This is a genomic window from Amycolatopsis camponoti (assembly GCF_902497555.1).
Taxonomy (GTDB): Bacteria; Actinomycetota; Actinomycetes; order Mycobacteriales; family Pseudonocardiaceae; genus Amycolatopsis; species Amycolatopsis camponoti.
Map to the genome: position 1 here is coordinate 517,835 of NZ_CABVGP010000003.1, position 12,645 is coordinate 530,479.

The window sequence follows — 12,645 nt, forward strand, 5'->3', positions numbered from 1 at the left end:
ACTGTTCGCGCCATGAGCGGAGCGCGGGTCTTCCGGCTGATCCAGCCGGTCGACGACATCGAGATCGCGGTCGCGTTCTACGCCGCCGTCCTGGACGGTCCCGGCGAGCGGATCTCGGTCAACCGGCACTACTTCACCTGCGGCGACGTCGTGCTCGCCTGCGTCGAGGCGCCGCTCGAACACCGCGAACCGCGGCCGCAGCGGGACCCGCGGATCGTCTACCTGGCGGTCGAGGACGTCGAGGAGACGTTCCGGCGGGTGCGCGACGCCGGGCCGCGCTGGATCGACGACGCGATCGAAACCCAGTTCTGGGGCGAACGGTCCTTCTACGCGGACGACCCGTTCGGCAACCCGCTCTGCTTCGTCCAGGAGGACACGCTCTACCTGGGCGGTCCCGTCGGCTGACCACCGGTGGCGCGGTGGATCCGGAGCGGCATGACGAACCAGAGGATCCCGAAGAGCAGCACGCACAGCGCGGCCAGGACGATCATCGCGATCTCGCCGTAGACGACCTTGGCGATCAGCGCGACCGTCGACGTGATCGCGAAGGCCAGGCAGACCAGGCCGACGAGCACGAGCCGGTTGCCGACGGTCAGGATCCGCTCCCGGCTGCCCGTGCGGAACAGCAGCCGGTGCCAGGCCGCGGGCGCGGTCAGCAGCGCGGTCGCGGCCACCGCGAGCGCCACCGCGGACAGGTGCAGTGACTTCTCGAACCCGCTGGCGTCGTGGAACCGGTCGGTGAACACGACCGAGAGCAGGAAGCCGAAGAGGATCTGCACGCCGGCCTGCGCGACCCGCAGCTCCTGCAGCAGCTCGCCGATGTTGCGCGTCAGCTGCTCGTTGCGGGTCTCGCCGGTGTGTTCCGCCACAGGAGGACGATACGCGGCCGTCCCCGGGTTCACCGGTCGATCCGGGTGGCGTCCAGCAGCCGCTGCCCGAGGACCCGCGCGGCCTCCCGCAGCTCGGGGCAGCGCACGATCCGGTACGGCGCCGGGATCCTGGCCAGCTGTTCGGCGTACCAGGCGGGATTGCCGGTGCTGCCGGTCAGGCGGGTCGTCCCGTCGTCGATGCGCCCCAGCTGCCCGACGGCGCGGGGCAGGCATCGGCGGGCCAGGTCGAGGGGTGCGTCGATGACGACCTCGACGTCGTACTCCCAGCCGACGGCGAGGTGTTCCTCGACCATCGCGACCGGGTCCAGGTCACGGGGCGGCTCGAAGGTGTCGTCGCCGATGCCGGCGCTTCGGACCCGGTCGATCCGGTACGCCCGGCGCTCGCCCTTCGGGTGCTTGCGGCACAAGAGGTACCACCGGCCGTGGCGGACGACGACGGCCCACGGGTCGACGTCGCCCGTCCACTCGGTGCCGGCCTCGGAGCGGTAGCCGAGGCGGACCCGCCGGTGCTCGGCGCAGGCGTGCACCAGGGCCGAGGTGGTCTCGGGGTCCGGCCGCGCGGCCGCGGCGTCCGGTGCGGCCGCGGCGGTCCGCCGGACGGCCTCGGCCTGCGCGGCGACCGACTCGGGGAGGGCCTGCACGATCTTGCCCAGCGCGCCGCCGACCAGAGTGGCGGGATCGCCGGCGTCGTGGTGGCCGTCGAGCACGGCCATGACCAGGCCGAGGGCCTCGGCGGGGCTGAACGTCAGCGGCGGCAGCCGCAGGCCGCGCCCGACCCGGTAGCCGCCGTGGGGCCCGCGGACGGAGACGACCGGAATGCCCGCCTCGCGCAGGATCCCGACGTAGCGCCGGGCGGCGCGTTCGGAGACGCCGAGCTTGCCGGCGAGCCGGTCGGCCGTGATGCCCGGACCGGCCTGGAGGAGCTCGAGGGTGCGCAGGGCCCGCGCCGTCGGGCTCGTGTCGTCCGCCATGGGAATTCCCGATTCCGGAAGTGGATCGTCCGGAACCGATCCTAGGCTCCGCGGCCATGACCGACTCCTACGCGACGCTCGTGGTGGACGGCGACGAGATCGCGACCCTGCTCAGCACGCTCGAGCGCATCCGGCGCACGTTCGCCTGGAAGTGCGGTGGCCTGGACGCCGGGCAGCTCCGGGTCACCGTCGCGGCGAGCACGATGACGCTGGGCGGCCTGCTCAAGCACCTCGCCCACGTCGAGGCCGACTGGTTCGCCGTCAAGCTGCGCGGCGAGCCGATCGGGCCGCCGTGGGACACCGCCGAGCCGGGCTCGGAGTGGTCCACGGCCGCCGGTGACAGCCCGGAGTCGCTGTACGCGCTCTGGGAGTCCGCGGTCACCCGGTCACGCGCGCTGGTCGCCGCCGCCCTGGCCGAGGGCGACGCCGGTCAGCCCGGCCGCTTCACCTGGCCCGACGGGCGGACCCCGAACCTGCGGCGCATCATCGCGGACATGATCGAGGAGTACGCGCGCCACACCGGCCACGCCGACCTGCTCCGCGAAGCCGTGGACGGCCTGGTGGGCGAGGACGCGCCGGCGTGACGGCGGCCGAGGACGTCACCGTCGTGCCCGCCAACGAGGCGTCGTGGGACGACGTCGCCGCGGTCTTCGGGACCACCGACTACCCGGGCCGCTGCCAGTGCCAGCGGTTCAAGGTCGCCGGCTGGATCTGGCGCGACTCCACGCAGGAGCAGCGCACCGCCATGCTGCGGGCCCAGACCGCCTGCGGCGAGCCGGGCGCCGCGACGAGCGGGCTGGTGGCCTACGTCGGTGGTGAGCCGGCCGGCTGGGTCGCCGTCGAGCCGCGGATCGCCTACCCCAAGCTGCGCGGCACCCGTGTCCCGTGGACCGGCCGCAGCGAAGACAAGGACGACGACGGCGTCTGGGCGGTGACGTGCTTCGCCGTCCGCAAGGGTTTCCGCGGCCGCGGCCTCACCTACCCGCTCGCCCGCGCCACCATCGGCTTCGCCCGCGAACGCGGGGCCCGCGCGCTCGAGGCGTATCCGATGATCACCCAGCCAGGTAAGGAGATCACCTGGGGCGAGCTGCACGTCGGCGCCCGCCAGGTGTTCGCCGACGCCGGTTTCGAAGAGGTCGGCCACCCGACGCCGCGGCGCGTCCTCATGCGTATTGAATTGTCTATAGTGGACTGATCGTCACCACCCCCAGGTGCGGTCGGGCACCAAGCGGATGCGGACGGAGTACTCGGCGTCGAAGGCGTCCGGCGTCTCGAACCCGATGGCGGCGTACGCCGGGCCGTACTTGTCGAGGTAGCCGGGCGCTTCCGACGCCTTGCCCTCCTCGACGTGCGCCTTGCCGTTGACGACGAGGATCGCGCCGCCGCTTTCGTTGCCGTTGAGGTGAAAGCTCACCTCGGGGTTGGCCTCGATGTGCCGCAGCTTCGCGGTGTCCGGCTTGCTGAACACCACGATGTCGGCGCCGTCGAGGACGAACCACACCGGCCGGGGCGCGGGCCGCCCCTTCGGCGTGACGGTGGTCAGCCAGCCGATCCTCTCGGCGGAGCGATCGCTGAGCTTCGGTTCTGCCATTGGTGCCCCCTGGTCGTCGGTCGTGTGATCCAGGTAACCACAGGGCACCGACAATTCTTCCCCGTCAGCGCGAGGCGACGAGCCGGGCGTACCGCGTCCCGGCCGCGAGCAGGACCAGTCCCGCGCCGAGGAACGCGCCCACCCGCGCCAGGCCGTCCAGGGTCGCCAGGTCGAACAGCACCAGCTTGAGCACCGCCGCGCCGACCAGGACCAGCCCGATCACGCGCAGCGCGACGACGTCGATGCCGCGCAGCAGCAGCACGAGCGCCGCGATCGTCCAGGAGACCGTGATCAGCGCGTGGCCGAGGAGGAAGCCGGTGCGGCCGGGGACGGCCAGCAGCGACCCGCACAGCACGACCCCGGCGGCGCCGTAGAGCGCGGAAACCCCGGCGACGAGCCAGATCGGCAGGTCGTCGGCCGGTCCGCGGAAGACCGCCAGCCGCACGGCCGCCCACGGCAGCGCGACCGAAACCGCGAGGAGCAGCAGGGCGACCGCGAGCGCGCCGGCGACGTCGGCGGCCGGCCGGATCCGGTACACCATCAGCAAAGCGGGCGTGACGTCGAAGAACACGCCGATCAGGCCCCCGATCGTCGCGAAGCCGAGTGCGGCCGCCAGCGCGAACTTGTTTCGCCCGCCCACCGCGGCCACGGCGAGCAGCAGTGCCTCGCCGAGCAGCACCGCGGCACGAGCGGGACCGTCGAACTGCGTGACGGTCGCCTGCAGGATCGCCAGCAGCCCGGCGAGCCCGGCCAGCTGCCCGGCGATCCCCGGCCACCAGCGGCGCGTCGCCCAGACGGCCAGGAGGACGACACCGGCACCGGCCGCGACCGGCACGGCCTGGGCCTTGGGCAGGAGCAACGCGGCGACCAGCGCCGGGACGACGGACGTCGCCAGCACGGCGAGCGCGGCGGGGTCGTTTTCGCGGCGGCGCAGCACGATCAGCGCGAGGGCGATGCCGATGACGCCCGCACCGAGCGCCGCGACGGTGTTCTGCCGGCCGTCGTGCGCGACCGCGCTGCTGATGACCGAGGCCAACAGCGGCGGCACCCCGGCGGCGAGCGTCAGCGACGACCAGTCGCGGCGCAGCTGCACCGGCGCCGTCGCGAGCTGGACCATCAGCAGGAAGGCGACGAGTTCGGGGGTGAACCCGCGGGTGATCATCGGCGCGCAGACCACGCAGCCGACGACCACGACGGAAGCCAGCAGCGGCGACTCCCAGCGCACGGCCACGAGCAGCCCGCCGGCGGCGACCGCGAGACCCACGGCGAGCCCGGCGAGCACCGGCAGGAAGTCGTACAGCGACGTCGCGGCGACGGCGTCCAGGTAGAGCGTCGCGATGCCGGTCCAGGCGAGGGCGAACGCCCCGGTGCGGCCGGCGGGCTTGCGGTGCAGCCAGACGCCGGCCCCGGTCAGCGCGAGCCCGAAGGCGGCGCCGACGAGCACGCGCGGCAGCGGCCCGAGCCAGCCCCGCTGGACGGCCAGCACGAGCAGCAGGACGACGCCCAGCAGCGTCACGGCGCCGCCGACCCAGGCCAGGACACGGCTGCCCGCGCCCTCCTTGCCGAGCTTTTCGCCCAGTGTCTGCCGCGGGACGGGCTGGTAGGGCGCCTGCGGCGGGACGTAGTACTGCCGGGGTGGCTGCCAGGGGTGCGGGGGCCACGGCGGCGGCATCTGCTGCTGTGGCGGCAGGGACCAGGGCTGGGGTTGAGGCGGCTGCTGAGGCTGCTCGGCCGGTTTCGGCTGTTCGGCCTGCTGGGGCTGGTCGGCCCGGACGGTCCGCAGTTCGGAGCCCACCACGGCGAGACGACGCCCCAGGTCGTCGATCTCGCCGGCGAGCCGGAGGAGCACATCTTCGGTGGTCATACTGGACAGAGTCACCCACAAGGGGCGCCCAGCGGATCCGTATCTCTACTCAACCGAGCTGAGTACCCGGTCCATGGTCGTCATGATCGAGACGGTTTCGTCGAGCGGCATGAGCGCGCTCTCGGTCTCGCCGGCGGCCAGCAGCCGGGCCACTTCGTCGGCCTGGTGCCGCAGGCCACGGCCCTCGTCGAAGTACTCGAAGCGGCTTCGCTCGCCTTCGCGCGGGATGAGCGTGAAGGACGCGGGCGCGTAGAAGGGCCCTTCGACCTCGATGCGCGCGTCCGTGCCGACGATCGCCGCCGTGGTCGGCGAAACCGCGCTCAACGTGCAGCTCAGCACGGCCTGCGCGCCGCTCGCGTAGCCGAACAGCATCGACGTCTGCGCGTCGACGCCGGTGAACGCCGGGGTCACCATCGCGGCGACGCGGTCCGGGGCCCCGAGCACCATCGACGCGAACGAAACCGGGTAGATCCCCAGGTCGAGCAGGGCGCCACCGCCGAGCTCGGGCGCGAACAGCCGGAAGGCGGGGTCCTCGGCGAACCACTGGCCGTGGTCGGCCATGACGGTGACGACGTCGCCGAGGCTGGGCAGCAGCTCACGGATGTGCCGGATGTGCGGCAGGAAGCGCGTCCACATGGCTTCCATGAGGAAGAGGCCGCGTTCGCGGGCGAGCGCGACCAGGTCGCGCGCCTCGTCGGCGTTCATCGTGAACGGCTTCTCGACCAGCACGGGCTTGCCGGCTTCGAGCGCGAGCCGCGCGTTGCCGTGGTGCAGGGGGTGCGGCGTGGCGACGTAGACGATGTCGACGTCCGGATCGTTCGCGAGGGCTTCGTAGCTGCCGTGGCGAGTGGGGATGCCCAGTCTCCCGGCGAAAGCGTCGGCGCTTTCGGCCGTGCGCGACCCGACCGCGGCGACGACGCCGGATCCGGTCAGCTTCAGGTCTTCCGCGAAGGCCCCGGCGATGCCGCCGGTCCCCATGATTCCCCAGCGCAGGGGCTTGTCGGTCATGCCGGAACCCTACGGGCAGTGTCGGTAAAACCACGGTGGATACCCGTCGCGCGATCGGGCAGGGTGGTGGTTTCCCGAGCCGAGCGGAGGGCCTGCCGTGCCCCGTCGCCGTGTTCCCGAACGTGCCACGCCCGTCGGCGCCGGCCGGATCTTCCTGCCGGTGATGCTGGTGGTCTTCGGCCTGGGCACGCTGGTGCTCCTGGTCGCCTCGATCAAGGTCCTGGCGGACGACCTCGGCCACGGCGGCGATCCGTCGCCGTGGTTCGTGCTGTCGGTGTTCGCGACGGCGATCCAGCTGCTGGCCGTCGTCGCACTCGGTTTCCGCCGCCGTTGGGGCGCGAAACTGCTCGCGGCGGCGTTCGTGGCGAGCGTGCTGCTGGACTTCACGGGACTCACCGGGCTGACCACCGGAGCGGTCCTGATCAAGATCATCGCGGCCGGCCTCCTGGCCACGGCGATCCTGGTCCGCTGGGACGACCTCGTCGCCTGACCAGCCCCTGGTCGACGTGATCGACACCACAAGCGACAATGGAGGACGTGACCGCCACCCTGAGCAAGCCCGCCCTGAAGATCGGCCCCTACCAGGTCGATCCGCCAGTGGTGCTCGCTCCGATGGCCGGCATCACCAACGTCGCCTTCCGCCAGCTGTGCGCCGAGTACGGCGCCGGCATCTACGTGTGCGAAATGATCACCGCGCGGGCCGTCGTCGAACGGCACCCCGCGACCATGCACATGATGACCTTCGGGGCTGAGGAAAAGCCCCGGTCCATGCAGCTCTACGGCGTCGACCCGAAGACGATGGCCGAAGCCGTCCGGATCATCGTCGGCGAAGGCCTGGCCGACCACATCGACTCCAACTTCGGTTGCCCGGTCGCGAAGGTGACCCGCAAGGGCGGCGGGGCGGCGCTGCCGTACAAGCGGAAGCTGTTCGAGGCGATCGTCCGCGAGTCGGCTCGCGCGGCCGGGGACGTGCCGTTCACGGTCAAGTTCCGCATCGGCATCGACGACGACCACCGCACGTACCTCGACGCCGGCCGCATCGCCGAGGGCGAGGGCGCGGCCGCCGTCAGCCTGCACGCCCGCACCGCGGCGCAGCGCTACTCCGGCCAGGCCGACTGGACGAAGATCGCCGCGTTGAAGGAGGCCGTGACCAGCATCCCGGTCCTCGGCAACGGCGACATCTTCTCCGCCGCCGACGCGCTGCGCATGGTCGACGAAACAGGCTGCGACGGCGTGGTCGTCGGCCGCGGTTGCCTGGGCCGCCCGTGGCTGTTCGGCGAGCTGGAAGCCGCCTTCGCCGGGCGCCCGCTGCCGACCCCGCCGAACCTGGGCGAGGTTGCGCAGGTCCTGCGCCGCCACGCCGAGCTGCTCATCGGGCACGACGGCGAGACGAAGGCCCTGCGCGACCTGCGCAAGCACATGGCCTGGTACTTCATGAACTTCCCGGTCGGCTCCGAACTGCGCCGCGGCTTCGCGATGGTGTCCGGCCTCGCGGAACTGGACGACCTGATCGGCCGCCTCGACCACGACGCCCCGTTCCCGGACAACGCCGACGGCCCTCGGGGGCGCCAGGGCTCCCCGGGCAAGGTCACGCTGCCACACGGCTGGCTCGACGACCCGGACGACGACTGCGTCCCGGAGGCGGAAGACATGCACTCGGGCGGCTGAGCTGCAGCAGCTGAACCCGAACAGCAACACCCCCAACGGCACGTGCACGACCGTCACGTGTGCGATGCCCAACACCACCTGCGCCAGCACGAACACCGTGTACGCCGCCGCGCTGTGCAATGAATGGCCGTTCGGTGTGGTGAAACGCAGGAAGGTCGCCATACCCATTACGACGACGCGGCCGCACCGAACGTGAGGTCGTGACAACTGTCATCCCTCGATCGTGGCGGATCGCATCCGTATCGGAACCCCGGCCGCGACAAGCTTTTCGCATGACGAACCACAGCGCTCCCGCCTCTTTGCTCCAGACCCTCGGCGTCGAGATCGCCGTCCCGCTCGGCGTCTACTACGGGCTCCACTCGCTCGGCGTCGACGACTTCACCGCGCTCGCGCTCTCCGGTGTCTTCCCGCTCGGCCGGACGCTGTTCCAGTTCGCCAAGCACCGCACCCTCAACGGGCTCGCCCTCGTCGTCCTCGTGACCAACGTCGTCGGGATGCTGCTGACCTTCGTCTCCGGCGACGCCCGCATGATGATCGCCAAGGACTCGATCGGGAGCGGGATCACCGGGATCGTCATCCTGATCTCCGCGTTCACCGCGCAGCCGATCATGACGAAGGCCCTGCGCCCGTTCCTCACCCACGGCAAAGCCGACCACGAATCCGCCTGGGAACGCTTGCGGGGCAACGAAAGGTTCGCCACCGTCCTGCGTCGCAGCAGCGTCATCTGGGGTGTCGGGTTCGTGCTCGAAAGCGCCGCTCGCGTGGTCGGCGCCTTCACCCTGCCCGTCTCGACGATGGTGTGGCTGAGCACGGTCGTCTTCATCGGCACCTTCGCGCTGATCATGGTCATCGCCGGTGCGGTCGCGAAGGAAGCCGGCGTGATGGTGGCCCGCGAGGCGCAGACCCGCGAGCTCGTCGCCGCTTGACCAGCACGAACGCAGCGTGTACAGGTGTGTACATGTACAGCAAGCGGCAGCAGCTCGTCGGCGACCTCTCCGACCTGATCCGCTCGGGTCGGCTCGCCCACGGTGAACGTCTCCCCGGCGAGAACCAGCTCGCCGAGCAGTACCAGGTCAGCCGCGGGACCGTCCGCAGCGCCCTCTCCGAGCTCCAGCAGCTCGAGCTCATCTCCACCCAGGCCGGCGTCGGGTCGTTCGTCACCTTCGACGGCGTCCAGCTCGACCAGCGGCTCGGCTGGGCCCGCGCCCTCGCCGACGCCGGGGCGCCCGTCACCACGCAGCTCCTCGGCATCGAGACCGTCGAAGACCGGGCCCTCGAAGAAGAGTTCGGCGAGAAGACCTACGTCGCCGTGCGGCGGCTGCGGCGGGAGCACGATCGCGGCGTCTCGCTCGAGACCGCCACCGTCTCCGCCGACGGCCCGCTCGCCGACCTCCCCGAGACCGGCCTGCGGGACGGCTCCCTCACCAAGACACTCGAAGCCGCCGGACGGATCTCCGTCGGCGGTGACCAGTGGATCAGCACCGAACGCCTCGACGCCGCCGACGCCGAGCTGCTCGGCCGCGGTGTCGGCGAGCTCTTCCTCCGCGCCGAACGCACTTCGGTCGACGTCGAAGGCCGGCTCGTCGAGCGGGTCGTCAGCCTGCTGGACCCGGACCGGTTCCAGTTCCACCTCACCTTCGGACACCGGTGAACGCGCGGGACCGGGCGCTCGGCGCGTTCACCGGCCTCGCCGTCGGCGACGCGCTCGGCATGCCGACGCAGTCCATGTCCCGCGCCGCCATCGCCGCCGCCTACGGGCCGGTCACCGGCCTGCTCACCGCCGTCGCCGAGCAGCCGGTCGCGCCGTCTATGCCCGCCGGGTCGGTCACCGACGACACCGAGCAGGCCGTCCTGCTGGCCCGCCTCCTCATCGACGGCCGCGGCACCGTCGAGCCGCAGGTCTTCGCCGACGCCCTGCTCATCTGGGAGGCGGACATGATCCGCCGCGGCTCCGCCGACCTCCTCGGCCCGTCCACGAAACGCGCGCTCACCCGCCTCCAGGACGGCGTCCCCGCCGAAGAGGCCGGCCGCACCGGGACGACCAACGGCGCCGCCATGCGCGTCACGCCGGTCGGCATCGCGACCCCCTCCGAAGACCTCCACGCGCTGGTCGACGCGGTCGCCGCGACCGCGCGCGTCACGCACAACACCAGCCTCGGCATCGCGTCCGCCGCCGCGGTCGCCGCCACCGTGTCCGCCGGGGTCGAGGGCGCGAGCCTCGCCGAAGCGCTCGACGCCGGCGAGCGGGCCGCGGTCGTCGGCGGGGAACGCGGGCACTGGGCGGCCGGCGGGGAGATCGCCGCCCGGATCACCTGGGCCCGCGGCTGGGTGCGGGGCATGGCGCCGGCCGCCGTCGCCGACGCGGTCGCCCGGGTGATCGGCACGTCGGTCGCGTCGCAGGAGTCCGTCGTGGCCGCGTTCGCGCTGGCCGAGGCCATGGGCGACGACCCGCCGGCCGCGCTGCGCCTGGCCGCCGGGCTCGGCGGCGACACCGACACCGTCGCCGCGATCTGCGGCGCGATGCTCGGCGCCGCGCACGGCGTCGGTGCTTTCCGCCCCGACGTCGTGGAGACTGTGCTCTCCGTGAACCGGCTCGAGTTCGGGCCGCTCGTCGACGAGCTGCTCGCCCTGCGACGGCGGACCGGGCAGAGTCAGCGCACCTACTGACCACAGGGGACGGGCCATGACCGAAGCGGGCACCCGGAAGCTCAAGGTGGAGACCAACGGCCTCGACGTGATCGACGACGCCGAGCGCCGCGGGCGTCCGCGACAGCTGTTCTGGCCGTGGTTCGGCGCGAACGTCTCGGTGCTGGGGCTGAGCTACGGCTCGTTCACGCTCGGCTTCGGCATCTCCTTCTGGCAGGCGCTGGTCGCCGGCGTCGTCGGCATCCTGTTCTCGTTCCTGCTGTGCGGGTTCATCGCGATCGCGGGCAAGCGCGGGTCGGCGCCGACGATGCTGCTCTCGCGCGCGGCCTTCGGTGTCCGGGGCAACCGGCTGCCGTCGGCGATCTCGTGGCTGCTCACGGTCGGCTGGGAAACCGTGCTCACCGCGCTGGCGACGCTCGCGACGTCGACGGTCTTCGAACGCCTCGGCTGGGGCGGCGGGACCTCGACGAAGGTGGTCGCGCTGGTCGTCGTCGCCGCGCTGATCGTCGCCGCCGGCGTCCTCGGCTTCGACGCGATCATGAAGCTGCAGACGTGGATCACCTGGATCACCGGCGTGCTCACGGTCGTCTACATCGTCCTGGTCGTCGGGGACGTGCACTGGGACACGGTGAGCGCGCTGCCGTCCGGCTCGGCGCAGCAGTGGGTCGGCGCGCTGGTGTTCCTGATGACCGGCTTCGGCCTCGGCTGGGTCAACGCGGCCGCGGACTACTCGCGCTACCTGCCGCGGTCGTCGTCGAGCCGCGGCGTGGTCGGCTGGACGACGTTCGGCGCGTCGGTGGCCCCGCTGGTGCTGCTGGTGTTCGGGCTGCTGCTGGCCGGCTCGTCGACGGAGCTGAGCAAGGCCATCGCGACGGACCCGATCGGCGCGCTCACGACCGTGCTGCCGCTGTGGTTCCTGGTGCCGTTCGCGCTCGTCGCGGTGCTCGGCCTGGTCGGCGGCGCGGTGCTGGACATCTACTCGTCCGGGCTGGCGCTGCTGTCGGCCGGGCTGCGCGTGCGGCGGCCGGTGGCGGCGTTCGTGGACGGCGTGCTGATGGTGCTCGGCACGGTCTACATCGTGTTCTTCGGCGGCGAGTTCCTGTACCAGTTCCAGGGTTTCCTGGTGACGCTGGGCGTGCCGGTCGCGGCGTGGTGCGGCGTGATGCTCGCGGACGTCCTGCTGCGACGGCGCGACTACGCCGAGCCCGACCTGTTCGACCCGGCCGGCCGCTACGGCGACGTCCGCTGGGGGCCGATCGCACTGGTGCTGGTGGCGACGGCGCTCGGCTGGGGCCTGGTCACGAACACGGCCGCCGGCTGGCTGCAGTGGCAGGGCTACCTCCTGGAGCCGTTCGGGCTCGGCGGGCGTGGCGGGGCGTGGGCGTACGCGAACCTCGGCGTCCTCGTGGCCTTGGCACTCGGTTTCGTCGTCACCCTGCTCACGCGCCGACGCGTCCGCGCGCAGGAGGCGGCGTGAGGTCGGTCCTGGCGGTCATCGACCTGCAGAACGTGTTCGCCACCCCGGCGAGCGAATGGTTCACCCCGCGCTTCGCCGAGGTGCTCCCGCCGATCCACCGCTTGGTGACGGCGTTCGGCAACGACGTCGTGTTCACGCGGTTCATCGCCCCCGCTCACCCGGAAGGGGCGTGGAAGCAGTACTACGAGCAGTGGCCGTTCGCGTTGCGACCCCCGGATGATCAGCTGTACCAGGTGATCGACGAGTTCCAGCCGCCGTCCACAGTGGACGCGACGACGTTCGGCAAGTGGACCCCGCGCCTGGCGACCCGCGTCGGCGGTGCCCGGCTGGTGCTGGCGGGCGTCTCGACGGACTGCTGCGTGCTGTCGACGGCGCTGGCAGCGGCGGACGCGGGCGTGTCGGTGACGGTGGTGTCCGACGCGTGCGCGGGAGTGGACGACGAGAGCCACGCGAAGGCACTGGACCTCATGCGGCTGTACGGGCCGCTGGTCAAGGTGGCCACGACCGACGAGGTGCTCGGCTAGGCTCGC

15 protein-coding genes are annotated in these 12,645 nt (G+C 72.2%); 10 read left to right on the forward strand and 5 right to left on the reverse strand.

Going from position 1 to position 12,645, the window contains the following annotated elements; translation table 11 throughout:
• Window positions 1-12 precede the first annotated feature (12 nt).
• Window positions 13-405: a VOC family protein gene (locus AA23TX_RS38810; protein WP_155547958.1), complete on the forward strand. Its 393-nt coding sequence runs from the start codon at window positions 13-15 to the stop codon at window positions 403-405.
• Here AA23TX_RS38810 and AA23TX_RS38815 read toward each other — a convergent pair.
• The gene (locus AA23TX_RS38815) at window positions 381-869 is read right to left on the reverse strand and encodes a DUF6328 family protein (RefSeq protein ID WP_155547959.1); all 489 of its coding nucleotides are present in this window, start codon (window positions 867-869) and stop codon (window positions 381-383) included. The two genes, AA23TX_RS38810 and AA23TX_RS38815, sit on opposite strands and share 25 nt — an antisense overlap.
• Before the next feature lie 29 nt (window positions 870-898).
• Window positions 899-1,861, reverse strand: coding sequence for a helix-turn-helix transcriptional regulator (locus tag AA23TX_RS38820; RefSeq protein ID WP_155547960.1), 963 nt, complete (start codon window positions 1,859-1,861; stop codon window positions 899-901).
• 56 nt (window positions 1,862-1,917) lie between these two features.
• Here AA23TX_RS38820 and AA23TX_RS38825 point away from each other — a divergent pair, with 56 nt between their 5' ends.
• Complete coding sequence (locus tag AA23TX_RS38825) at window positions 1,918-2,445, forward strand: DinB family protein (RefSeq protein WP_155547961.1); 528 nt, start codon at window positions 1,918-1,920, stop codon at window positions 2,443-2,445.
• On the forward strand, window positions 2,442-3,056 hold the full coding sequence (locus tag AA23TX_RS38830; protein WP_196425776.1) for a GNAT family N-acetyltransferase: 615 nt from the start codon (window positions 2,442-2,444) through the stop codon (window positions 3,054-3,056). The genes AA23TX_RS38825 and AA23TX_RS38830 overlap by 4 nt, the downstream gene beginning before the upstream one ends.
• Before the next feature lie 3 nt (window positions 3,057-3,059).
• Here AA23TX_RS38830 and AA23TX_RS38835 read toward each other — a convergent pair whose 3' ends face one another.
• The 3 genes from AA23TX_RS38835 to AA23TX_RS38845 form a co-directional block, all read right to left on the reverse strand.
• A complete protein-coding gene (locus AA23TX_RS38835; protein WP_155547962.1) occupies window positions 3,060-3,452 on the reverse strand; it encodes a TIGR03667 family PPOX class F420-dependent oxidoreductase in 393 nt (130 codons plus the stop codon).
• A 64-nt stretch (window positions 3,453-3,516) separates the two neighbouring features.
• On the reverse strand, window positions 3,517-5,316 hold the full coding sequence (locus AA23TX_RS38840; RefSeq protein WP_230863021.1) for a DUF2339 domain-containing protein: 1,800 nt from the start codon (window positions 5,314-5,316) through the stop codon (window positions 3,517-3,519).
• 45 nt (window positions 5,317-5,361) lie between these two features.
• A complete protein-coding gene (locus AA23TX_RS38845) occupies window positions 5,362-6,324 on the reverse strand; it encodes a Gfo/Idh/MocA family protein (protein WP_155547964.1) in 963 nt (320 codons plus the stop codon).
• 97 nt (window positions 6,325-6,421) lie between these two features.
• On the opposite strand from AA23TX_RS38845, the gene AA23TX_RS38850 reads away from it, so the two are divergent.
• The 7 genes from AA23TX_RS38850 (at window position 6,422) to AA23TX_RS38880 (ending at window position 12,639) form a co-directional block, all read left to right on the forward strand.
• The gene (locus AA23TX_RS38850; protein ID WP_155547965.1) at window positions 6,422-6,814 is read left to right on the forward strand and encodes a hypothetical protein; all 393 of its coding nucleotides are present in this window, start codon (window positions 6,422-6,424) and stop codon (window positions 6,812-6,814) included.
• A gap of 38 nt (window positions 6,815-6,852) precedes the next feature.
• Complete coding sequence (gene dusB / locus AA23TX_RS38855) at window positions 6,853-7,992, forward strand: tRNA dihydrouridine synthase DusB (protein ID WP_155547966.1); 1,140 nt, start codon at window positions 6,853-6,855, stop codon at window positions 7,990-7,992.
• A gap of 272 nt (window positions 7,993-8,264) precedes the next feature.
• A complete protein-coding gene (locus AA23TX_RS38860) occupies window positions 8,265-8,918 on the forward strand; it encodes a VC0807 family protein (protein ID WP_155547967.1) in 654 nt (217 codons plus the stop codon).
• Window positions 8,919-8,950: 32 nt separating this feature from the next.
• Complete coding sequence (locus AA23TX_RS38865; RefSeq protein ID WP_196425777.1) at window positions 8,951-9,643, forward strand: GntR family transcriptional regulator; 693 nt, start codon at window positions 8,951-8,953, stop codon at window positions 9,641-9,643.
• Window positions 9,640-10,659, forward strand: a complete 1,020-nt coding sequence (locus AA23TX_RS38870) for an ADP-ribosylglycohydrolase family protein (protein ID WP_155547969.1) — start codon at window positions 9,640-9,642, stop codon at window positions 10,657-10,659. Before AA23TX_RS38865 ends, AA23TX_RS38870 begins: the two co-directional genes overlap by 4 nt.
• A 16-nt stretch (window positions 10,660-10,675) precedes the next feature.
• Complete coding sequence (locus AA23TX_RS38875; RefSeq protein ID WP_155547970.1) at window positions 10,676-12,115, forward strand: purine-cytosine permease family protein; 1,440 nt, start codon at window positions 10,676-10,678, stop codon at window positions 12,113-12,115.
• The gene (locus AA23TX_RS38880; RefSeq protein ID WP_155547971.1) at window positions 12,112-12,639 is read left to right on the forward strand and encodes a cysteine hydrolase family protein; all 528 of its coding nucleotides are present in this window, start codon (window positions 12,112-12,114) and stop codon (window positions 12,637-12,639) included. The genes AA23TX_RS38875 and AA23TX_RS38880 overlap by 4 nt, the downstream gene beginning before the upstream one ends.
• Window positions 12,640-12,645: the final 6 nt, after the last annotated feature.

What these genes read in the sequence shown, in the direction of transcription:
- AA23TX_RS38810 (WP_155547958.1), top strand. Translation starts at nt 13, where the DNA reads ATGAGCGGAGCGCGGGTCTTCCGGCTGATCCAGCCGGTCGACGACATC.
- AA23TX_RS38820 (WP_155547960.1), bottom strand. Translation starts at nt 1,861, where the DNA reads ATGGCGGACGACACGAGCCCGACGGCGCGGGCCCTGCGCACCCTCGAG.
- AA23TX_RS38825 (WP_155547961.1), top strand. Translation starts at nt 1,918, where the DNA reads ATGACCGACTCCTACGCGACGCTCGTGGTGGACGGCGACGAGATCGCG.
- AA23TX_RS38835 (WP_155547962.1), bottom strand. Translation starts at nt 3,452, where the DNA reads ATGGCAGAACCGAAGCTCAGCGATCGCTCCGCCGAGAGGATCGGCTGG.
- AA23TX_RS38840 (WP_230863021.1), bottom strand. Translation starts at nt 5,316, where the DNA reads ATGACCACCGAAGATGTGCTCCTCCGGCTCGCCGGCGAGATCGACGAC.
- AA23TX_RS38845 (WP_155547964.1), bottom strand. Translation starts at nt 6,324, where the DNA reads ATGACCGACAAGCCCCTGCGCTGGGGAATCATGGGGACCGGCGGCATC.
- dusB (WP_155547966.1), top strand. Translation starts at nt 6,853, where the DNA reads ATGGAGGACGTGACCGCCACCCTGAGCAAGCCCGCCCTGAAGATCGGC.
- AA23TX_RS38860 (WP_155547967.1), top strand. Translation starts at nt 8,265, where the DNA reads ATGACGAACCACAGCGCTCCCGCCTCTTTGCTCCAGACCCTCGGCGTC.
- AA23TX_RS38865 (WP_196425777.1), top strand. Translation starts at nt 8,951, where the DNA reads ATGTACAGCAAGCGGCAGCAGCTCGTCGGCGACCTCTCCGACCTGATC.
- AA23TX_RS38875 (WP_155547970.1), top strand. Translation starts at nt 10,676, where the DNA reads ATGACCGAAGCGGGCACCCGGAAGCTCAAGGTGGAGACCAACGGCCTC.